The 19,062-nt window shown below is 72.2% G+C and carries 20 protein-coding genes; 11 read left to right on the forward strand and 9 right to left on the reverse strand.

Annotated elements, in window-relative coordinates; translation table 11 throughout:
* Window positions 1-208 precede the first annotated feature (208 nt).
* Window positions 209-1,174, reverse strand: coding sequence for a pirin family protein (locus ACFYNL_RS20995; protein WP_388805583.1), 966 nt, complete (start codon window positions 1,172-1,174; stop codon window positions 209-211).
* A 129-nt stretch (window positions 1,175-1,303) separates the two neighbouring features.
* Here ACFYNL_RS20995 and ACFYNL_RS21000 point away from each other — a divergent pair, with 129 nt between their 5' ends.
* The 3 genes from ACFYNL_RS21000 (at window position 1,304) to ACFYNL_RS21010 (ending at window position 2,735) form a co-directional block, all read left to right on the forward strand.
* Window positions 1,304-1,795: a MarR family winged helix-turn-helix transcriptional regulator gene (locus ACFYNL_RS21000; protein WP_388805586.1), complete on the forward strand. Its 492-nt coding sequence runs from the start codon at window positions 1,304-1,306 to the stop codon at window positions 1,793-1,795.
* On the forward strand, window positions 1,792-2,292 hold the full coding sequence (locus ACFYNL_RS21005; RefSeq protein ID WP_388805589.1) for a MarR family transcriptional regulator: 501 nt from the start codon (window positions 1,792-1,794) through the stop codon (window positions 2,290-2,292). Before ACFYNL_RS21000 ends, ACFYNL_RS21005 begins: the two co-directional genes overlap by 4 nt.
* Window positions 2,293-2,387: 95 nt before the next feature.
* A complete protein-coding gene (locus ACFYNL_RS21010; protein ID WP_388805592.1) occupies window positions 2,388-2,735 on the forward strand; it encodes a tetratricopeptide repeat protein in 348 nt (115 codons plus the stop codon).
* 78 nt (window positions 2,736-2,813) lie between these two features.
* On the opposite strand, the gene ACFYNL_RS21015 is transcribed toward ACFYNL_RS21010, so the two are convergent.
* Window positions 2,814-4,226 carry a PepSY-associated TM helix domain-containing protein gene (locus ACFYNL_RS21015; RefSeq protein ID WP_388805595.1) on the reverse strand — a complete coding sequence of 471 codons (1,413 nt, stop codon included), beginning with the start codon at window positions 4,224-4,226 and terminating at the stop codon, window positions 2,814-2,816.
* Window positions 4,227-4,372: 146 nt separating this feature from the next.
* On the opposite strand from ACFYNL_RS21015, the gene ACFYNL_RS21020 reads away from it, so the two are divergent.
* The gene (locus ACFYNL_RS21020) at window positions 4,373-5,017 is read left to right on the forward strand and encodes a peptide deformylase (RefSeq protein WP_388805598.1); all 645 of its coding nucleotides are present in this window, start codon (window positions 4,373-4,375) and stop codon (window positions 5,015-5,017) included.
* Window positions 5,018-5,215: 198 nt separating this feature from the next.
* Entirely contained in the window at window positions 5,216-6,802 is a 1,587-nt protein-coding gene (locus ACFYNL_RS21025) for an ABC-F family ATP-binding cassette domain-containing protein (protein ID WP_388805601.1), read from the forward strand.
* Between the two features lie 72 nt (window positions 6,803-6,874).
* Here the strand turns inward: ACFYNL_RS21025 and ACFYNL_RS21030 are convergent, their stop codons facing one another.
* The gene (locus ACFYNL_RS21030; RefSeq protein ID WP_388805604.1) at window positions 6,875-8,308 is read right to left on the reverse strand and encodes a dihydrolipoyl dehydrogenase family protein; all 1,434 of its coding nucleotides are present in this window, start codon (window positions 8,306-8,308) and stop codon (window positions 6,875-6,877) included.
* Window positions 8,309-8,439: 131 nt separating this feature from the next.
* On the opposite strand from ACFYNL_RS21030, the gene trxA reads away from it, so the two are divergent.
* The gene (gene trxA, locus ACFYNL_RS21035; protein ID WP_388805608.1) at window positions 8,440-8,826 is read left to right on the forward strand and encodes a thioredoxin; all 387 of its coding nucleotides are present in this window, start codon (window positions 8,440-8,442) and stop codon (window positions 8,824-8,826) included.
* 58 nt (window positions 8,827-8,884) lie between these two features.
* On the opposite strand, the gene ACFYNL_RS21040 is transcribed toward trxA, so the two are convergent.
* Genes ACFYNL_RS21040 through ACFYNL_RS21055 form a run of 4 tightly spaced genes read right to left on the reverse strand, consistent with a single transcriptional unit; the run spans window position 8,885 to window position 13,347 of the window.
* On the reverse strand, window positions 8,885-10,321 hold the full coding sequence (locus tag ACFYNL_RS21040; protein ID WP_388805611.1) for a benzaldehyde dehydrogenase: 1,437 nt from the start codon (window positions 10,319-10,321) through the stop codon (window positions 8,885-8,887).
* Window positions 10,322-10,351: 30 nt separating this feature from the next.
* Window positions 10,352-11,530, reverse strand: a complete 1,179-nt coding sequence (locus ACFYNL_RS21045) for a 4-hydroxybenzoate 3-monooxygenase (RefSeq protein WP_388805614.1) — start codon at window positions 11,528-11,530, stop codon at window positions 10,352-10,354.
* Between the two features lie 49 nt (window positions 11,531-11,579).
* The gene (locus tag ACFYNL_RS21050; RefSeq protein ID WP_388805617.1) at window positions 11,580-12,614 is read right to left on the reverse strand and encodes a LacI family DNA-binding transcriptional regulator; all 1,035 of its coding nucleotides are present in this window, start codon (window positions 12,612-12,614) and stop codon (window positions 11,580-11,582) included.
* Between the two features lie 58 nt (window positions 12,615-12,672).
* Window positions 12,673-13,347 (reverse strand): TetR/AcrR family transcriptional regulator, encoded by a 675-nt coding sequence (locus tag ACFYNL_RS21055; protein WP_388805620.1) that lies wholly within the window; start codon window positions 13,345-13,347, stop codon window positions 12,673-12,675.
* A gap of 99 nt (window positions 13,348-13,446) precedes the next feature.
* Between ACFYNL_RS21055 and ACFYNL_RS21060 the strand changes: the two genes are divergently transcribed.
* The gene (locus tag ACFYNL_RS21060; protein WP_388805623.1) at window positions 13,447-14,010 is read left to right on the forward strand and encodes an NAD(P)H-dependent oxidoreductase; all 564 of its coding nucleotides are present in this window, start codon (window positions 13,447-13,449) and stop codon (window positions 14,008-14,010) included.
* Window positions 14,011-14,243: 233 nt separating this feature from the next.
* Here the strand turns inward: ACFYNL_RS21060 and ACFYNL_RS21065 are convergent, their stop codons facing one another.
* On the reverse strand, window positions 14,244-15,149 hold the full coding sequence (locus tag ACFYNL_RS21065; protein ID WP_388805626.1) for a LysR family transcriptional regulator: 906 nt from the start codon (window positions 15,147-15,149) through the stop codon (window positions 14,244-14,246).
* Between the two features lie 115 nt (window positions 15,150-15,264).
* Here ACFYNL_RS21065 and ACFYNL_RS21070 point away from each other — a divergent pair, with 115 nt between their 5' ends.
* Window positions 15,265-15,510, forward strand: a complete 246-nt coding sequence (locus ACFYNL_RS21070) for a hypothetical protein (protein WP_388805629.1) — start codon at window positions 15,265-15,267, stop codon at window positions 15,508-15,510.
* A gap of 80 nt (window positions 15,511-15,590) precedes the next feature.
* On the opposite strand, the gene ACFYNL_RS21075 is transcribed toward ACFYNL_RS21070, so the two are convergent.
* Entirely contained in the window at window positions 15,591-15,944 is a 354-nt protein-coding gene (locus tag ACFYNL_RS21075) for a hypothetical protein (RefSeq protein ID WP_388805632.1), read from the reverse strand.
* A gap of 219 nt (window positions 15,945-16,163) precedes the next feature.
* On the opposite strand from ACFYNL_RS21075, the gene ACFYNL_RS21080 reads away from it, so the two are divergent.
* The 3 genes from ACFYNL_RS21080 to ACFYNL_RS21090 all read left to right on the forward strand — a co-directional run bounded on the left by ACFYNL_RS21080 (window position 16,164) and on the right by ACFYNL_RS21090 (window position 19,057).
* Window positions 16,164-16,622, forward strand: a complete 459-nt coding sequence (locus ACFYNL_RS21080; protein ID WP_388805635.1) for a MarR family winged helix-turn-helix transcriptional regulator — start codon at window positions 16,164-16,166, stop codon at window positions 16,620-16,622.
* Window positions 16,623-16,834: 212 nt separating this feature from the next.
* A complete protein-coding gene (locus tag ACFYNL_RS21085; RefSeq protein ID WP_388805638.1) occupies window positions 16,835-18,028 on the forward strand; it encodes a CaiB/BaiF CoA transferase family protein in 1,194 nt (397 codons plus the stop codon).
* Between the two features lie 126 nt (window positions 18,029-18,154).
* Complete coding sequence (locus tag ACFYNL_RS21090; protein WP_388805641.1) at window positions 18,155-19,057, forward strand: hypothetical protein; 903 nt, start codon at window positions 18,155-18,157, stop codon at window positions 19,055-19,057.
* The last annotated feature ends 5 nt before the right edge of the window (window positions 19,058-19,062 follow it).

A 19,062-nucleotide genomic window follows, 5' to 3' on the forward strand; every position in this document is an offset into this window, starting at 1 on the left:
GGCCTGACGAGGCGTCAGCAAAGTCAGCATTGGGTCGGCGAGTGTCCTGCCACAGCCACCCACAGGCAGCCACACCGTGGAATCGCCAACCGCACCGGCCGGAGCCAGCCGGCGGTTTGGACGCCTTCCGGCAAGCAGGTGGAAGACAATGAGGATTACCCGACCGCCTTCCGCCCTGCGGCCACCAACGTCGACGCGTTTCCGCAGGTCAGCGCACTCTTCCCCGCGGTTTCAACGGCACCGGGGGCAGTTCCGGTGCGGGCAGTGGAGCCCCGTCGTACCCCTTCACCTCCCCGAACCGGGAGCCTTCCATCCAGTCCTGACGGGCCTGCTCGATCTCTTCCTGAGATCGCCCGATCCAGTTCCAGAACATGATCAGCTCCTCCTCGAAAGGCTCGCCGCCCAGGAGCATCAGGTCGGCGTCCGACTCGGCGCGCAGCGGGAGTTCGGTGCGGCCGCAGCCGAGGTAGAGCATGGAGCCGGGCAGCACCGGGACGCCGTCGACGTGGGCCTCGCCGGACATGGACAGGACGGCGTACTCGAAGTCGGGCTCCAGCGGGAGGCGTACGTCGGCGCCGCGCGAGAGGGCCAGGTCGGCGCCGACGATCGGGGTGTACGTCGTCCCGGGCGAGGTCGCGCCGTCCAGGCCGCCGAGGATCAGGGTGGCCCGCAGGCCGGGTGCCGTGACGACCGGCAGCTCGGCGTGGTGCTCGAAGTGCGGGTCTGTGTGGCGGTGGCTGTCCGGGAGGGCGACCCACAGCTGGGCGCCGTGCAGGAAGCGGGCATGGGACCTTGGGCTCTCCTCGGAGTGGCTGATCGCCTTGCCGGAGGTCATCAGGCCCAGTTCACGCGGGTGGATGGTCTGCAGGCTGCCGGTGGAGTCGCGGTGCAGCACCTCGCCCTCGTGCAGCCAGCTCACCGTCTGCAGGCCCATGTGCGGGTGCGGCGGAACCTGCATACCGGGCTCGTCGGCGATGTCGTCGGGGCCGTAGTGATCGACGAAGCACCAGGCGCCGACCATGCGCCGGCCGAGGTTGGGCAGCAGGCGACGGACTTCGGTGGACTCGCCGAGCTTGACGTGGCGAGGACTGAGGAGTTCGCGTACGGGTTCCGCCACGACGAAACCCCGGCCGCCGCAGATGGCGGGCGCCGGCTCGCGATCAAGATTGCTCATGACGCCCAAACTAGCCCCGCCGGGGCCACCACGTCAGTCCGTCACTCGGGGCCGTCTCGATGCGATTCCGGAAAGGAGCAGGCAACAAAATAGTAGCCATGGCTATAGTCGCCATGTACCGTATCGGCCATGAGCAAGGGTTCCGAGAACGTCTCCCCCGGGTTCCTGGTGTGGCGCCTGTCCACGAAGTGGCGGGTCGCGGTCGACCGGGCCGTCACCCCACTGGGGCTCACGCACGCCCAGTACGCGCTGGTGGCCTCGCTGTACGGCATGCAGCGCCGGGGAGAGCGGCCCAGTCAGCGCCGCCTGGCGGACCACACCGGGCTGGAGCCGCTGTACGTCTCCAAGCTGGCACGGTCCCTGGAGGCCGCCGGCCTCCTCGAACGCACGCGGGATCCCCGCGACCCCCGCGCCGTACAGCTGGCCCTGACCGAACAGGGCCGTGAGCGGACCCGGCAGGCGATCAGGGTCGTCCAGGGTCTCCTGCAACAGCTGCTCGCACCCCTCGGCGGCCTGGACAGTGCGCGTACCCGGGAGTTCACGCGCGAGCTGGCCACCTTGCTCGACGCCCCCCTGGATCCGTTCACCACGGACATCGAGTCCGACAAGGAGCAGTCATGAGCGCCACCGCTTCGACGCCCGATTCCGCACCCACTTCCGCCTCCGCTTCCGCTCCCCCGCTCAACCCCCGCGTCATAGCCCTGGCTCACTACGCGAGCCGAGCGCTCCTGGAGAACGTGCTGGGTCGGCACGGCGCGACCTTCCAGCAGTCCGTCACCCTGCGGCTCGTCGCCGTCGCCGGGGAACCGGTCGAGCGGGGCGAGCTCGTCGATGGTGTGGTCGGCGCGCTCAAGATCGACCGGGCGGAGGCGCACTCCGTGGTCGACGAGCTGATCGCCGCGAGGCTGCTGGCCGGCCAGGAGCCGTCCCGGGTACGGATCACGGACGCCGGACGGGAGCTGTACGACAGGACCACCGCCGAGACCGCCCCCATCACCGCCCGGATCTACGCGGGCCTCCCGGCTCAGGACCTGGCCGTCGCGGGGCGTGTCCTGACCCTCGTCACGGAGCGGGCGAACGCGGAACTCGCCGTCCTGGCGGACACCCCGGCCACCTAGTGGAATGCCATGTACTGGAATGCCACGCACTGGAATGCCATGTAGTGGAATATCGAACCACCCATGTCCGTTGAGCGCCGCACAGGAGGTCACCAGTGGACATGACGTACTACGACCACGGAACACCGGCCGAGCGTTGGGAGCGCGCGCGGATGTTCTTCGACGCCAAGGACTACGCCGCCGCCGCGCGCGTCCTCGGCCGACTGGTCGAGGAGGTGCCGGAGCAGACCGGGCCTCGGCTGCTGCTGGCGCGCGCCTACTACCACTCGGCCCAACTCCGGCGCGCGGAGGCCGAGTTGCGTGTGATCGTCGAGAACGACCCCGTCGAGCAGTACGCCCGGCTGATGCTGGGCCGCACCCTGCAGCGGCAGGGGCGCCAGGAGGAGGCGGAGCCGCACCTGCGCCTCGCCTCGGCGCTGGCGGGCGACTTCGAACAGCTCTGAGCGAGGCGGCGCCGAACAAGGTCAGGGGCCCGGATCCCCCCGGAACCGGGCCCCTGCGTCCATCCGGCCGCCGGATGCCTATCCGGCAGCCCGCTCCGCCCCGGCCGGCCTGCGCCGCTCCCGCCGACGGGCGACCTCCCCGAGCACCACGTCCACCACGACGAACGCGGCCAGCGAGATGCCGAGCAGTGGCACGAAGTAGCCGACGACGGCGACGACCGCCACCAGCGGCACCAGGATCTGCGGGGGCACCTGCTGCCAGGCGCCGCGCGGGATCGGCCGACCGAAGGCGGACCCGCGGCCCCGCTGCCACCACATGCGGTAGCCCCACACGATCAGCAGGATCAGCGACAGCGCGAGCAGCATCAGGGCGATCTGGTTGGCCAGACCGAACAGGACCCCCGTGTGCAGGTCGATGCCCCAACGGGTCAGCTTGGCGAGCACGGGGTAGTCGGAGAACCGCAGCACGTCGATGACCTCGCCGGTGGCCGGGTCGATCGCGGCCGAGTCCTGCTTCGTGGGCCAGCTGCGCTGCACCTGCTTCACCACGTACGCGGACGAGGTGTCAGCGGGCGGCACGATCTCCACGGGGTCGCCCAGGCCCTCGGCGCGCGCGGCCGAGAGGACCTTGTCGAGACCGACGCCGTGCTCACCGCTTCCTCCGGAGCCGGTGGCGGCGCCGTGGCCACCGTGGTCGCCGCCCGCCGAGGCCGAGACGGACGGGGTGGCCTGGCCGAGGGAGGTGCGCAGTTCGTCGATGTTGGCGCCGGCGTAGGCCGACCAGGTCAGACCCGTCGCCGAGAGGAAGAGGAACCCGATGGCGGCCCAGACGCCGACGGTGCCGTGCAGGCCGAGTGTGCGGCGGCGCCCGCTGGTGCCGCGCACCTTGCGCAGCGCGCGGCGGCGGGAGAACCACAGCACCAGGCCGCCCGCCGCGATCACCCACAGCCAGCTCGCGGCGAGTTCGCTGTAGAGGCGGCCGGTGTCACCGAGGTGCAGGTCGCGGTGGAACTCGTCGATCCAGGTGCGCAGGGGCAGCGCGCCGGTCGAGCCGTACTGTTCGAGGGCACCGCGCACCTCGGCGGTGTACGGGTCGACGAACACCGCGAGCGTGTGGTCGGCGTCGACGCCCTTCACGCCGGACAGCATGACCCTGGTGGACGCGTCGTCCTGCGGGGAGGGGCGTATCGCCGAGATCGTGCCCTCGGGGTGGGCCTTGCGGGCGGCGGCGACCTGCTGGGAGATCGGCAGCTTCTCGTCACCGACCGGGACCGTCATCTCGTGGGCGTACGCGAGCTTCTCGGCCTGAAAGGCGCCGGCGTACAGAAAGCCGGTGGCCGCGGCGACGAGCAGGAACGGGGCGACGAGCACTCCGGCATAGAAGTGCAGCCGCAGGATCAGGGGGCGCAGCGGTGCCCATCTGCTGGGCGAGGACGGCGGGGCGTCGGGCTGCGCCGCCTCCTGCGTGGTGGCCGTGGGAGCGGTGGGCATGGGCGGCTTCTCCGGGGAGCGGGGACGGTTCTGTGCAGTGGCGGTCCAGTAGTCGGATGAAGAGGGCGTCGAGTTCCCGGCCTTTCAAGTGGCGCGCGTCACAAGGGAGTCGGCGGGGGATGCGCGTGCCATGGCATGCTGGCGTGATGGCAGTTCCGAGCGAGCGCGCACCCCTGGCCGAACAGGTCGAGCAACTCCTTGCGGAGGAAGGCCCCTTGGCGGTCATGGCGGCCGGCGACCCGGTGCTGCGGCGCCCCAGTGAGCCTTTCGAGGGTCAGTTGGACCCGGCGTTGCTGTCCCGCTTCGTCGAGGCGCTGCGCATCACCATGCACGCGGCGCCGGGCGTCGGCCTAGCCGCACCGCAGGTGGGTGTGCCGCTGCGGATCGCGGTCATCGAGGACCCGGCACCGGTTCCGGAGGAGGTACGGGTGGCCCGGGGACGGGAGCCGCAGCCGTTCCGGGTGCTGGTGAACCCCTCGTACGAGCCCGTCGGCACCGCTCGTGCCGCGTTCTTCGAGGGATGTCTGAGCGTCCCGGGTTACCAGGCGGTGGTGGCCCGGCCCGCCGAGGTGCGGCTCACGGGCGCGGACGAGCACGGGCGTGCGGTCGACGAGGTCTTCAGGGGCTGGCCCGCCCGCATCGTGCAGCACGAGACCGACCATCTCGACGGCACGCTGTACCTGGACCGTGCCGAGCTGCGCTCACTCACGTCGAACCAGGCGCTGGTCGAGCGCTGGGCGCAGCCCACGCCGGTGCGGGCCGCGCAGGCGCTCGGCTTCGAGCTGCCGTAGCGGACGAGGAGAACGGCCGCCCGGCGGAGCGGACCGACGGTCGGGTCACAGGCGCACGACGGCCGCGCGAGGAAAACCGCAGGCGCCGTGGACGGCTTCGCCCTTACCCTGAGCGCATGTCGACGCCCCGAATCTCCTAGCTGAGGACCCGCTTCCACGCCACCCGTGTGTCCTCTTGCTTGTTCGGAGCGTCTTCTCATGATCACCGTTAGTGGTGTCGACGTGCGCGTCGGCGCGCGTCTGCTGCTGTCCGGCATCTCCTTCCGCATCTCCCCCGGCGACCGCGTCGGCCTGGTCGGCCGCAACGGCGCCGGAAAGACCACGCTGCTGCACACCCTGGCGGGCACCCTGCGCCCCGCCGCCGGCACCGTGACCCGCACCGGCGACGTCGGCCATCTGCCCCAGGACTCCCGCGCCGCAGACCCGACGGTCACCGTCGCCGACCGCATCCTGTCCGCGCGGGGCCTCGACGAGGCCGTACGGGTCCTGCGCCGGGCCGAGGAGGCGATGGCCGACGGTACGCGCCGCGCGATGGACGCGTACGTGCGCGCCGAGGCCCGGTTCCAGTCCCGCGGCGGCTACGCCGCGGAGGCCGAGGCCGCCCGGGTGGCGGCGGGGCTCGGGCTTCCCGCCCGGCTGATGGACCGGCCGCTGGGCGCGCTCTCGGGCGGCCAGCGCCGCCGCGTGGAGCTCGCCCGCATCCTGTTCGCCGAGCACGGCACGCTGCTGCTGGACGAGCCGACGAACCACCTCGACGCGGAGTCGGTCGCCTGGCTGCGCACCTTCCTGGCCCAGCAGCGCGCCGGGCTGGTCCTGATCAGCCACGACACCTCCCTCCTCGCGGAGACGGTGAACCGGGTCTTCCACCTGGACCCGGGGCGCGCCACGATCGACGTCCACAACACGGGCTGGGAAGCGTATCTCGCCCAGCGGGAGGCCGACGAGCGGCGCCGGGCCCGCGAGCGGGCGAACGCCGAGCGCAAGGCGGCGTCGCTGCGCACGCAGGCCGACAGGATGCGCGCCCGCGTGTCGACGGCCGTCGCCGCGAGGAACATGGCCCGCCGTGCCGACCGCATGCTCGCCGGCCTCGAACCGGTCCGGCGCGCCGAGCGGGTGGCCAGGATCCGGCTGCCCGAACCGGCGCCCTGCGGCCGCGTCCCGCTGGGAGCGGTCAGCCTCACCAAGGCGTACGACGGCCATCGCGTCCTGCGGGGCGTGGACCTGGCGGTCGACCGGGGCAGCCGTATGGTCGTCCTCGGCCCCAACGGCGCCGGGAAGACCACCCTGTTGCGCATCCTCGCCGGTCAGGACGGGCCGGACGAGGGCCTGGTGGTCCATGGACACGGGCTGCGCCTGGGCTACTTCGCCCAGGAACACGACACTCTGGACCCCGAGTTGACGGTCGGTGCGCAATTGGCGTCCGCCGCCCCGCATCTGTCCCAGGGTGAACTGCGGCGCGTCCTGGGGTCGTTCCTGTTCACCGGGGACGACGCCGACAAGCCGGTCGGTGTTCTCTCCGGCGGCGAGAAGACCCGGCTGGCCCTGGCGGGTCTGGTGCACTCGGGGGCGAACGTCCTGCTCCTGGACGAGCCGACCAACAACCTCGACCCGGCCTCCCGCGCCGAGGTCCTGGCCGCGGTGGGCACGTACCCCGGCGCGATCGTCATGGTCACCCATGACGCGGGCGCCCTCGCGGCGCTGCGCCCGGACCGGGTGCTGCTGCTGCCGGAGGCGGACGAGGATCTGTGGGACGAGGCGTATCTGGAGTTGCTGCCCGCCCGGTAGAGGGTCGTCCCGGGCGTGACCGTCGGGCCTCTACGGCTCGACGGTCACGCCTGAACTCCCTTGTGATGCAGGTCAGTTGTCCCGGTAGGACTCCAGCAGCCGCAGCCACACCTCACTGATCGTCGGATACGACGGAACGGCGTGCCACAGCCTGCTGATCGGCACCTGCCCGGCGACCGCGATCGTCGCGGAGTGGATGAGCTCGCCGACGCCGGGGCCGACGAAGGTGACGCCGAGGAGGATCTCGCGCTCCAGGTCGACCACCATGCGGGCACGGCCTCGGTAGCCGTCGCCGTACAGGGAGGCCCCGGACACCGAGGCGAGGTCGTGGTCGACGGCGCGGACACGGTGTCCGGCCTGCTCCGCCTCGGCCAGGGACAGGCCCACCGCGGCGGCCTCGGGGTCGGTGAAGACGACCTGGGGGACGGCGGAGTGGTCGGCGGTCGCGGCGTGAGCGCTCCACGGGTCCGACTCCAGCAGGGAGACGCCGGAGGCGCGGGCGGCGATGGCCGCGCCCGCGATGCGGGCCTGGTACTTGCCCTGGTGGGTGAGGAGGGCCCGGTGGTTGACGTCGCCCACCGCGTACAGCCATTCGCTGCCGGTGACCCGAAGGCTGTCGTCGACCTCCAGCCACGAGCCGGGCTCCAGTCCGACCGTGTCCAGGCCGATGTCGTCGGTGCGCGGGGCCCGTCCGGTCGCGAAGAGGATCTCGTCGGCCTCGATGCGGTCGCCGGAGTCGGTGCCGACCACGACGATGCCGTCCTTCCGGGTCACCGACCGCACCGACGTCCCGGTGCGCACGTCGACGCCCGCTTCGGTGAGCGCCTCGGCGACGAGCTCACCGGCGAACGGCTCCATGCGGTTCAGCAGGCCCTTGCCGCGTACCAGGAGGGTGACCCGGGAGCCGAGGGCCTGGTACGCCGTGGCCATCTCGGTGGCGACCACTCCCCCGCCGACCACGACCAGCCGGCCGGGCACGGACTGGGCGCCGGTGGCCTCGCGGCTGGTCCAGGGCTTGGCCTCGGCGAGTCCGGGCAGGTCGGGCAGGACGGCGCGGCTGCCGGTGCAGACGGCGACGGCGTGCCGGGCGGTCAGGACGTGCCGTACGCCGTCGGGGCTGGTCACCTCCACCGTGCGGGGCCCCGCGAGACGGCCGTGGCCGCGATGGAGGTCGGCGCCGATGCCGGTCAGCCACCCGACCTGCCCGTCGTCCTGCCAGTCCGAGGTGAACTCGTTGCGTCGGGCGAGGACCGCGGCCGCGTCGAGGGGCCCCTGCACGGACCGGCTGAGGCCCGGCAGGCGGCGGGCGTCGGCCTGGGCGATGACCGGGCGCAGCAGGGCCTTGCTGGGCATGCACGCCCAGTACGAGCACTCACCGCCGACCAGCTCGCTCTCCACGACCGCGGTGGAAAGGCCGGCCGCCCGGGTCCGGTCGGCCACGTTCTCCCCCACGGGCCCGGCCCCGAGCACCACGACGTCGTACACGTTGGAATCCGTTTCCGTCATGGGGTCAGTCTTGCGGGTGGTGTGCGGCGTGGCCACACGGGTACGCGCGCCGGAACACGACGGAATACGCGGCCGCACGGCCATGTTGTCGACGACGGCTTCGCCCCTGACACCAGGAAGAGGAAATCGCCATGAGCAGCACCGTGGAGCTCACCAAGGAGAACTTCGATGAGACGGTCACCGACAACGAGTTCGTCCTGATCGACTTCTGGGCGTCCTGGTGCGGGCCGTGCCGTCAGTTCGCGCCGGTCTACGAGAAGGCGGCCGAGGAGAACCCGGACCTGGTGTTCGGCAAGGTGGACACCGAGGCCCAGCCGGAGCTGGCGGCCGCCTTCGGCATCCAGTCGATTCCGACGCTGATGATCGTCCGTGACCGTGTCGCCGTGTTCGCGCAGCCGGGTGCCCTGCCCGAGGCCGCTCTCGCGGACGTCATCGGGCAGGCCCGGAAGCTGGACATGGACGAGGTGCGCAAGGCCGTCGCGGCCCAGCAGGCGCAGGCCGAGCCGAACGGCCAGTAGACCGCCCTCCGGCAAAGGCCGGCGGACCGCCTTCCGGGAGTGACCGGCACATTGCCTTCTAGAAGGGGTACGCCGCCACGTCAGCTCGCACCGTCGTCCAGCGCAGTTCGGTGAACGCCTCCAGGTTGGCATCGCCGCCGAACCGGGCGCCGGTGCCGGAGGCGGCGATGCCGCCGAAGGGGGCGACGGCCTCGTCGTTCACGGTCTGGTCGTTGATGTGCACGATGCCGGTCGGGATGCGCTCGGCCAGGTCGAGGCCGCGGGCGGCGTCACGGGTGACGATGCCCAGGGAGAGGCCGTAGCTGCTGGCCGCGGCGAGGGCGGCGGCCTCGTCGGCGCTGGTGAAGGGGCGTACGGGCGCGACCGGGCCGAACACCTCCTCGGCGTACGCGGGGGTCCCGTCGTCGACGCCGGCGAGCACGGTCGGCCGGTAGAAGAGCTGCTCGTGGGTGCCGCCCGCGGCCAGTTTGGCGCCGTGCGCGGTACTGGCCTCCACCAGGCCGTGCACCTTGCCCAGCTGACCGTCGTCGATGAGCGGGCCGAGGTGGACCTGGGCACGGTGCGGGTCGCCCACCGCGAGGGACTCGGCCTTGGCGGCGAGGCGCTCGACGTACTCCTCGTAGAGGGACTGGTGGACGAGGTGCCGTCCGGTCGTCATGCAGATCTGGCCCTGGTGGAAGAAGGAGCCCCAGGCGGCCGTGGAGATCACCGCGTCGATGTCGGCGTCCTCCAGCACGATCAGGGCGGAATTGCCGCCCAGTTCCAGATGCGCACGCTTGAGATGGCGCCCGGCGGCCTCGCCGACGGCCCGGCCCGCGGCCGTGGAGCCGGTGAAGGAGATGACCGGCACGCGGGGGTCGGCGACCAGCGCCTGTCCCACGTCCGGGCCGCCCGGCAGGACGTGCAGCAGTCCTTCGGGCAGCCCGGCCTCGGCGAACACCGCCGCGAGCGAGAGGCCGCCGCAGACCGCAGTGCGCGGGTCCGGCTTCAGCAGGACCGCGTTGCCGAGCGCGAGCGCCGGGGCGACGGAGCGGATGGAGAGGATCAGCGGGGCGTTGAACGGCGCGATCACGCCGACGACCCCGACGGGAACGCGGCGTGTGTAGGACAGCCGGGGCGCCTCGGTGGGCAGGACCTGCCCGGCCGGGCGGGAGGCGAGCGCGGCCGCCTCGTAGCACTCCTGGGCGGCGACGTGCAGCTCGAAGTCGGCTTTGCCGGGGATCGAGCCGGACTCGCGGACCAGCCACTCGCGCAGCTCGTCGGCGTGCGCGGTGAACAGGTCGCCGGCCTTGCGCAGCACGCCGGCCCGGACGAAGTGCGGCAGCCGGCCCCACTCGGACTGGGCGTCACGGGCGCTTCGCGCGGCCGTGCCGACGTCCTCGGCGTCGGCCAGGGTGACGGTGCCGAGCGGGTCGCCGGTGGCGGGCTCGGTGACGGTGTACTCGCCTCCTGACAGGGGGCTGGAGTGCCAGGCCTTGGGGTCGAGCAACGGCATTGCGACTCTCCGTTCGATGACCGGCGGGACTCACACGGGGAGCGGAAGTCCCGCGTAGTTCGCCGCCAGTTCGGCGGCGGCGTGGCGGGATGCGATGACCCGGCGCAGCCGTGCGAGCTGCATCCGGTGGTCGAACGCGTCCCCATTTGGTTGAGCGTGCAACATCCTAGTCATGTCGTCCGAGAAACGGGTGGCCTGCCACACACGTTGCAGGCACAACTCGGAATACGTGTCCAGGAGTTGCGACTCCCCCGTGCGGTGCAGCGCGGTGAGGGCGCGAGCCAGCACCCGGATGTCCGACACCGCGAGGTTGAGGCCCTTGGCGCCGGTCGGCGGGACGATGTGGGCGGCGTCACCGGCCAGCAGCAGCCGGCCGTGCCGCATCGGTTCATGGACGTGGGACCGCATCGCCGTCACGGACTTGGCGGTGATGGGTCCGCGGCGCAGGGTCCAGTCGGCGTCGATCGCGAAACGGGCGTCCAGTTCGTCCCAGACCCGGCTGTCGGCCCAGTCACCGGGGTCGGTGCCGTTGGGGACCTGGAGGTAGAACCGGGACACCGACGGTGAGCGCATGCTGTGCAGCGCGAAGCCGCGGTCACCGCGGGCGTAGATCAACTCCTCGCAGGACGGCGGGACTTCGGCCATGACGCCGAGCCAGGAGTACGGGTACTCGTGGGCGTACGAGCGGCAGGTGCCGGCCGGGAAGGCGCGGCGGGAGACGCCGTGGAATCCGTCGCAGCCGGCGACCCAGTCGCAGGTCAGCGTCCGCTCACGACCCTGGTGCAGGAAGCGCACGACGGGCGCCTCGCTCCGCGGCCCCTCGACCGCGAGCGCCGCGGCCTCGAACAACAGCGGTGGCCCGTCGGCGAGTTGCAGGGCGACAAGGTCCTTCACGATCTCGGTCTGGGCGTAGATCGTGACCGTACGGCCACCGGTGAGACCCGGGAAGTCGATGTGATGGCGTTCCCTGTCGAAGCGCAGCTCGATGCCCTGGTGCACCAGGCCCTCGGCGTCCAGCCGCTCGGCGGCGCCGGCCTCGCGCAGCGCGTTGACCGTGCCCTGCTCCAGCATCCCGGCCCGCTGCCGCCGCTCGACGTACTCCCGCGTCCGGCGCTCCAGCACCACGCAGTCGACGCCGGCGCGGTGCAGCAGACGGGCGAGGAGCAGACCGGCGGGACCTCCGCCGATGATGCCGACCGTCGTACGCATGGCCACGCCTCCCTGGCTTCGACGGTACGTCGGCCGAACGCACGCTGCCTCAGCTGGACTCGCGGTGCACCACCGTGGCCCCCAGCACCTTGTGCGTCTCGGGCGCGGCGGCGGGGTTGCGCACGGCGCGGTCGACCAGCTCCGCGAGCTCGCGTCCGGACGGCAGTTCGATGTGGACCGTGCTCAGCCTGGGCCGCAGCAGACGTCCCAGCATCAGGTCGTCGGCGCCCATGACGGCCGTGTCGGCCGGGACGCGCAGGCCCTCGTCCTGCAGAGCACGCATCAGCAGCATCGCGTACTCGTCGTTGTAGGCGAACACGGCGTCCAGGCCGAGGTCGCGCCAGCGGGCGGCCAGCCGCGCGGCGGACTCCTCCTCGTAGGCCAGGGGCAGGGCGGTCACGGTGGCGTCCGTGTCCCGCAGGGCGCGGCGCACGCCTTCGAGGCGGGGCGTGGAGAAGGAGTCCAGGCCGTCCTCCTCGGGCACGACGACGCCGACGCGGCGCCGGCCGCGCTCGTAGAGGTGGCGGCCCGCGCTGTGGCCGACGGCTTCGTGGTCCATGATCACGGCGTGCGCCCCCTCGACCGACTCGGGACCCAGCGTGATCACCGCCCGGGCGCCGGACCTCTTGAGCACCGCCAGCCCCTTCGGGCAGAGCCCCGCCCCGGGCACCAGGACGGCCACCGGGCGCAGTTCCGCCCAGGCGCGGGCGGCGTCGTCGCCGTACAGCCCCACGCCGCCGTGCTGCACGACCGTGTAGTCGAGCCGGCCGAGGGCGGCCTGGAGGTCACCGAGGAACTGGCTGTAGAGAGGACCGACGGGGAAGCTCGGGGCGGGCATCAGGACCATGCGGCTGTGCCCGGCGCGCAGACTGCGGGCGGCCGCGTGCGGGACGTAGCCCAGCTCCTTGGCGGCCGCGTGGACGCGACGGCGCGTGGGCTCGCTGATCCGGACGGCGCTGGTGTTGTTCAGGACGTAGGAGACGGTCGCGCGCGAGACGCCGGCGAGGCGGGCCACATCGGCGCTCGTGGGTACCGAGCGCTGTGCGGGGAGGGCGGGCGCGGTCGTTTTCGGTATCTGCACCATGACGTACCGCATCCTTGCAGACACGGTGAGCGAGCCGTCGCTCAGGGTCCCCGGCCGCTCACGCGCCGGATCCTGTCAGCCGGGCCACCAGGTCCGACCAGCCCTTCTCCAGCCGTTGCATGGGCATGCCGCACTGCCTGGTCAGATGGTGCACCAGGGCGGGATCGAGGTAGGCCATGAGCGTCTGGGCGAGGAGCTCGCAGTCGGCGTCCGGCCGGATCTGCCGCAACAGGACGGTGACATGGGTGTGCAGGGCCCGGTACGAGGGGTGGGCGAAGCGGCGGGTCGCCTCCGGCTGGGCCGCCAGCTGCAGGTCCAGCTGCTCGACCGTGCGGTACAGCACCGCCAGGCCGAACGCCTGCAGCCGCTCGACCGGCGGCGCCCCGGGGCCCAGCGGCGGAGGCCCGCCCAGGAAGTCGGCCTGGAGCTTCTTCGCCGAGTGGTCCAGCAGGGCCGTCAGCAGGCCGGTGCGGTCACCGAACCGACGGAAGACGGTGCCCTTGCCCACGCCGGCCGCCGCGGCCACCGCCTCCATGGTGACGCCGGCGGCCCCGTGCTCCGCGATCAGTTCGGCTGCGGCCTCCAGGAGCCGGGCGCGGTTGCGGGCCGCGTCGGCGCGCAGGCAGCGCTCGTCGGGCCCGGAGCCGACGTCCAGCAGCTGAGGGGTGGCGGCGGGTTCCGGAGACGGCGGGAAGGGGGGCAGGACGGCGGACATGGATCCAGCGTAAAGCATCGGGAATGTAACTGGACCGCGGTCCGGTTATGGTGTTAGAAATTAAGCGGACCTCGGTCCGGATCGTTTCGGCAGTGTTTCAGCATCTTGGAGATCGACATGTCTGTTCGCATCCTTGCGCTCGTCGGCAGCCTTCGCGCCGGTTCACACAACCGCCAGCTCGCCGAGGCGGCCGTCAAGCTCGCCCCCGAGGGCGCCGAGGTCGTGCTTTTCGAGGGTCTGGCCGAGATCCCGTTCTACAACGAGGACATCGACGTCGAGGGCAGCGTTCCCGCGGCCGCCGCCAAGCTGCGTGAGGCCGCCCTGGCCGCCGACGGGTTCCTGATGTTCTCCCCGGAGTACAACGGCACCATCCCGGCCGTGCTGAAGAACGCCATCGACTGGCTGTCCCGCCCCTACGGTGCCGGAGCCTTCGGCGGCAAGCCGGTCGCCGTGGTCGGCACCGCCTTCGGCCAGTACGGCGGCGTGTGGGCGCAGGACGAGACCCGCAAGTCGGTGGGGATCGCCGGCGGCAAGGTGCTGGAGGACGTCAAGCTGGCCATCCCCGGCTCGCTCACCCGCTTCGCCGAGACCCACCCGGTCGACGACGCCGAGGTCGCCGCTCAGCTGACCGAGGTCATCGCCCGCGTCCACGGCCACGCCGGCGAGGTGGCGGCCGCCTGACCGGACCGGGGTCCTTTCGAAGCGGCCGGAGCCCGAGGCTCCGGCCGCTTCGCCGTACGCGGCCTCAGCGTCGCCTTCCGCCCTCTTCGTCGTCCCTGAGCTCCTCCGGCCGCTCGTCGCCTCCGGCCGCTGCATCGCCTCCAGCCACTGCATCGCCTCCGGCTTCTACTTCGCCTCCAGCCGCTGCTTCGCCTCCGGCCCGCGGTCGGCGAAGGCCGATGTCGTCCGACCCGTCATGCCACCGCCGCGGCGGCCAGTGCGCGCAACTCCTCCAACGCCGCCGCCACCGCCGGGCGTTCGCGGCAGCCACGGCGCGTGCTGCTGAGCAGCTTGCGGTGCGGGTCGCCCGCGCAACGGACGCGACTGATCGGCAGGTGCGGGGTCAGCCGGGCCAGCCGTGGGATCAGGGCGACACCGAGCCGGTGAGCGATGAGCTCGGCGGTGACATGCCAGTCCCTGGCGTGATGGAGCACGGCGGGAGTGAACCCGGCCGCCCCGCACGCCGACATCACATGCGGACGGCAAGGGCTCTCGGGCACCGGTGCGATCCAGTCCTCGTGCGCCGCCTCCGCGAGGTCGACGCGGTCACGTCCGGCCAGCGGATGATCGTCGGGGACGACGAGGTCGTACGGGTCGTCCAGCAAGGGCTGCTGGTCGAAGCGGGCGTCGCCGAGAGGCGGGTTGTGCGGGGCGACCTCCACTACGGCCAGGTCGATTTCCCGCTCGAAGAGCAGGTCGAAGCTCTCCGGCACCACCGTCTCCCGGATCCGTACGGTCAGGCGCGGATGCCGCTCGCGCAGCTGTACGGCCATCGGCGCGAGCAGCACCGACACGGCCGTGGGGAATCCGCCGACGCGCAGCTGCCCGGCGGGGGCCCGGTGCTCGGCGCTCAGGTCGAGCTCGGCCTCCTCCCAGCGTGCCGCGATCGCGTCGGCGTGGGCGAGCAGGCTCTCGGCGGCAGCGGTCAGGCGCACCCCTCGGCCCTGTGGTTCCAGCAGGTCCACGCCCAGGTCACGGGCCAGTTGGCGGATCTGCTGGGAGGCGGCGGAGGGCGTGAAGTGCAGGGCGTGGGCGGCCGCGGTGACCGTGCCGTAGTGGGCGACCGCCCTCAGAACGTGCAGTCGGCGCAGGTCAATCATGAAGCCTACGCTTCAAGGTGATGTCCAGATAGTCAACCTGGACGTGTACGAAGGGGCCCCGCACCCTTGGTGGTGTCGCGACGTCGAAGAAGCCACCGGATGCGAGGAGTTCGCCATGACCAGCACGACTGGTACCACCGGCACGACCGGCACGACCGGCACCGCCTGCCCGCACTGCGGATGGCCGGATGCATCCGAGCCCTTCCAGGTGGTGTCCCGGCACAACACCGCGGCGGGCCGGACGGTGTGGACGCGGTGCGGCTGCGGCTCATTGCAGGTACGGGTCGTCGACGGCCTCGGGACGCACGTCGTCTCCAGGAGCCGCCCCGCCGAGGCCCGGCCGAGCTCGGCCGGCCGCTGAGGAGGTGTCCGCGTTCTCGTCCCCGTCCGCCGCTCGCGCCGGGGCCGCCGAGCCACCGGGCGGCCGTCCGGCGGGCGCGGTCAGCGGAACTCGTGCACGACCTCGATCGTGCCGACGATGTGCGCGTTGAACTCGTCGAGCTCCTCCGCCGGCACCCACAGTTCGAGGATCGTCTCGCCACCCGCACGCTGGACGGGGTACCGGCTCAGGAACTGCGAGTCGACCTCGAAGCGGGTCACGAAGCCGGCGCCGTCATGCTTGACGTTCCAGTCGCGGGCGATCTTCACCGCGTAGTCCTCGTTGAGGACCGGATAGAAGATCGGCTGTTCCGGCAGGCGCGGTGGCCAGGCTCGCCGGCCGAGTTCGCGGACCAGGCGCAGTTCCTCGGGACCGGTGGGTCGCCACAGGGTCGTCGTGGGGCGTCGGCCGGCCATGGGATCGCACTCCTCGGTTCGCTGCCGCGATCGCGACTGCTCAGGTCAGGTCAGGTCAGGTCAGGTCAGGTCAGGTCAGGACCCTAGAGCCGGCACGGGCACGGTGCCACGGAGTTTCGACGCATTTGCTTGCATACGCTCGTTACACGCGATGGCCGGAAATTTCACGCATGCCATATCCTGGACGTCATTCACCTCGGGACGGAGGAGACCGGCGCCATGACCGCCACAGACCCCGCGCTGACCGCGCTCGCCCAGGGCTGGTGTGCCCTGTCCCTGCTGCACGGCAGGATCGAGGCGCACATCGAGCGTGCCCTGCAGACCGGGCACGACCTCAGCGTGCGCGAGTACTCCCTGCTCGACGTCCTCAGCCGACAGCACAGCGGCGAAGGCGGCCACCTGCAGATGAAGCAGGTCGCCGACGCCGTCGTCCTCAGCCAGAGCGCCACCACCCGCCTCGTCACCCGCCTGGAGGACCGCGGCCTGCTCTCCCGCTACCTCTGCCCCACCGACCGCCGCGGCATCTACACCGACGTCACCGAAGCCGGACTCGCCCTCCTCGAACAAGCCCGGCCCACCAATGACACGGCCCTGCGCCAGGCCCTCGACGAAGCGGCCAAGAACCCCGAACTCGCCCCCCTCGTCAGGGCGGTGGAGACGCTCCGCGTGCCCGCCTGAGGTCGTCCTCCGCGGCCTCAAGACTTCCTGCGCCACCTATTGATCATTCGCATCGCGAACCATCCCGCGCCACGGCGATGGCGCCGGGGACGGACGCGACGCCGCCCCTGCCGGCCTCGCGTACCGGCCCTCGCGACGCCCCGAAAGTCGCAGGTCAACGGGGTCGGGGCCGCCATTGACAGCGGTCGGGCGGGGTCGTACAACTGGGCCGTATGATCGCGTCGCAGCTTCCCCTGTCCGGCATCACGGTGGTCAGCCTCGAACAGGCCGTGGCCGCCCCCTACGCCACCCGGCAACTCGCCGACCTGGGCGCGCGCGTGATCAAGGTGGAGCGGCCCGGGGGTGGCGACTTCGCCCGCCGGTACGACACGACGGTGCACGGCACCTCCAGCTATTTCGTGTGGCTCAACCGCTCCAAGGAATCCCTCACGCTGGACGTCAAGGACCCCCGGGGCCGCGAGATCCTCGACCGGCTCCTCGACGACGCCGACGTGTTCGTGCAGAACCTGGCGCCGGGCGCCGCCGATCGCCTCGGCCTGGGCACCGAGGCCCTCGCCGAGCGGTGGCCGCGGCTGATCCCGTGCACGATCTCCGGGTACGGCACGTCCGGGCCGTGGGCCGACCGCAAGGCGTACGACCTTCTGGTGCAGTGCCAGACCGGTCTGGTGTCGCTGAACGGCACACCCGAGGAAACAGCCCGGGTGGGCATATCGGTGGCCGACATCGCCGCCGGGATGTACGCCTACAGCGGCATCCTCACCGCCCTGTACACCCGCGCCACCACCGGCAGGGCGCGCCCCGTGCAGGTGTCCCTGTTCGAGGCGCTGGCGGAATGGATGGGCCAGCCCGCCTACTACACCCGGTACGGCGGCAGCCAGCCCCCGCGACTGGGGACGCAGCACGCCACCATCGCGCCGTACGGCGCCTTCCCGGCCGCCGACGGCAAGCAAGTGCTGTTCTCCATCCAGAACGAGCGCGAGTGGGCCGCCCTGTGCTCCGGGTTCCTGGGCCGGCCCGAGCTGACCGACGACCCACGGTTCGCCACGAGTTCCGCGCGGGTGGCGCACCGCGAGGAGATCAACGCCATCGTCGCCGAGCGGTGCTCCCGCTCCGACGCCGCGCAGTTGCTGAAGGACCTGGAAGCCCTCTCGATCGCCTGCGCGGGGGTCAACGACGTCGCCGCGTTCCTGGACCACCCCGTCCTGGCCGCGCGCGGACGCTGGCGGGACGTCGCCGTGCCCGGCGGGGCGATGGTGCAGGCGCTGCTCCCGCCGGCCGACCTCGCCGGGGTGCCCGCTCGCATGGACCCGGTACCGGCGCCGGGCGAGCACACCGACGCGATCCTCGCCGGACTGGGCCGCACCGACGCCCAGATCGAGGCGTTGCGGGGCGAAGGCGTGGTCTGAGGTGGGGCGCGGGCCGGCGGAGCCGACGTCGCCGCACGACCGAACGCGACGTGCCCTTCGTGCGTCACAGTCTCGGAGCGGCCCGTACGGCGCTCCGCGGCCCGTCGCCGTCCGTTCGGGGGATCCATGCCTACGACCACCTCACGCACCGTCCGACTGCTCGTCCTGCTCGGCCTGCTCGGCCTGTTCACCGCCGGCTGCGGCCCCGTCGCCGAGAGCGCCGGGGGCGTCGAACCTGCCCCGGACACCAGGCCCCGGGCCCGCGACGTCGCCGCGGCCTGGGACGGCTCACCGGCCGCCGCGGCCTGGCGCAAGGGCTACTACCCGATGGCGGACGCGGTCCAGCTGCCCGAGGGCGCGTTCCACGACGAAGCCGACAAGGAGGCGTACCTCAGCCGGAACTTCGAGCTGCGCGGGGAACTGCCCGAGGCTCCGCGGAAGGACGGCGAGGTCACCTGGGAGGGCGGGGGCTCGCTCACGTTGCCGCTCATGGGAGCGCGCGAGGCGTACGAGCGGCTGGGCGACGGCAGCGGCCCGGGGCCACGCCTGACCGTGACCGGGGTGAGGCTCGGCGAGACGAAGCTGGCCACGAGCCGCGGGCCGGCCACCGTACCGGCCTGGCTGTTCACGATCGAGGGCTACGACACCCCGCTCAAGCGGGTCGCCCTCGACCCCTCGAAGCTTCCCGAGCCACCCGTGGAGCCGGCCGGGGACACCCCCAGCGACGCTCTTTGGGACCTCAGCGCGCTGGTCGACGTGAGCGAGGACGGCCGGGCCGTCACCGTGCTGGCCCACCACGGCGCATGCGACGACGGCCCCGCCGTGGACGTGCTGGAGACGGACGGCAGTGTGGTGCTGTCCGGCTACATCCTCGGCTCGAACGACGGTCCGTGCACGTCCGAACTGCTCGCGGACGAGGTGACGGTGGAACTGGACCGGCCGCTCGGCGACCGAGTGCTGCTGGACGCGTTCACGGGCCGTCCCGTGCCGCACGGGCACCCCGACGGGCGCTCCCCCAGCTGGCGCTGACACGC

The organism is Streptomyces sp. NPDC007808 (genome assembly GCF_042868655.1).
GTDB lineage: Bacteria > Actinomycetota > Actinomycetes > Streptomycetales > Streptomycetaceae > Streptomyces.

What these genes read in the sequence shown, in the direction of transcription:
- ACFYNL_RS20995 (WP_388805583.1), bottom strand. Translation starts at nt 1,174, where the DNA reads ATGAGCAATCTTGATCGCGAGCCGGCGCCCGCCATCTGCGGCGGCCGG.
- ACFYNL_RS21000 (WP_388805586.1), top strand. Translation starts at nt 1,304, where the DNA reads ATGAGCAAGGGTTCCGAGAACGTCTCCCCCGGGTTCCTGGTGTGGCGC.
- ACFYNL_RS21005 (WP_388805589.1), top strand. Translation starts at nt 1,792, where the DNA reads ATGAGCGCCACCGCTTCGACGCCCGATTCCGCACCCACTTCCGCCTCC.
- ACFYNL_RS21015 (WP_388805595.1), bottom strand. Translation starts at nt 4,226, where the DNA reads ATGCCCACCGCTCCCACGGCCACCACGCAGGAGGCGGCGCAGCCCGAC.
- ACFYNL_RS21020 (WP_388805598.1), top strand. Translation starts at nt 4,373, where the DNA reads ATGGCAGTTCCGAGCGAGCGCGCACCCCTGGCCGAACAGGTCGAGCAA.
- ACFYNL_RS21025 (WP_388805601.1), top strand. Translation starts at nt 5,216, where the DNA reads ATGATCACCGTTAGTGGTGTCGACGTGCGCGTCGGCGCGCGTCTGCTG.
- ACFYNL_RS21030 (WP_388805604.1), bottom strand. Translation starts at nt 8,308, where the DNA reads ATGACGGAAACGGATTCCAACGTGTACGACGTCGTGGTGCTCGGGGCC.
- trxA (WP_388805608.1), top strand. Translation starts at nt 8,440, where the DNA reads ATGAGCAGCACCGTGGAGCTCACCAAGGAGAACTTCGATGAGACGGTC.
- ACFYNL_RS21040 (WP_388805611.1), bottom strand. Translation starts at nt 10,321, where the DNA reads ATGCCGTTGCTCGACCCCAAGGCCTGGCACTCCAGCCCCCTGTCAGGA.
- ACFYNL_RS21045 (WP_388805614.1), bottom strand. Translation starts at nt 11,530, where the DNA reads ATGCGTACGACGGTCGGCATCATCGGCGGAGGTCCCGCCGGTCTGCTC.
- ACFYNL_RS21050 (WP_388805617.1), bottom strand. Translation starts at nt 12,614, where the DNA reads ATGGTGCAGATACCGAAAACGACCGCGCCCGCCCTCCCCGCACAGCGC.
- ACFYNL_RS21055 (WP_388805620.1), bottom strand. Translation starts at nt 13,347, where the DNA reads ATGCTTTACGCTGGATCCATGTCCGCCGTCCTGCCCCCCTTCCCGCCG.
- ACFYNL_RS21060 (WP_388805623.1), top strand. Translation starts at nt 13,447, where the DNA reads ATGTCTGTTCGCATCCTTGCGCTCGTCGGCAGCCTTCGCGCCGGTTCA.
- ACFYNL_RS21065 (WP_388805626.1), bottom strand. Translation starts at nt 15,149, where the DNA reads ATGATTGACCTGCGCCGACTGCACGTTCTGAGGGCGGTCGCCCACTAC.
- ACFYNL_RS21070 (WP_388805629.1), top strand. Translation starts at nt 15,265, where the DNA reads ATGACCAGCACGACTGGTACCACCGGCACGACCGGCACGACCGGCACC.
- ACFYNL_RS21075 (WP_388805632.1), bottom strand. Translation starts at nt 15,944, where the DNA reads ATGGCCGGCCGACGCCCCACGACGACCCTGTGGCGACCCACCGGTCCC.
- ACFYNL_RS21080 (WP_388805635.1), top strand. Translation starts at nt 16,164, where the DNA reads ATGACCGCCACAGACCCCGCGCTGACCGCGCTCGCCCAGGGCTGGTGT.
- ACFYNL_RS21085 (WP_388805638.1), top strand. Translation starts at nt 16,835, where the DNA reads ATGATCGCGTCGCAGCTTCCCCTGTCCGGCATCACGGTGGTCAGCCTC.
- ACFYNL_RS21090 (WP_388805641.1), top strand. Translation starts at nt 18,155, where the DNA reads ATGCCTACGACCACCTCACGCACCGTCCGACTGCTCGTCCTGCTCGGC.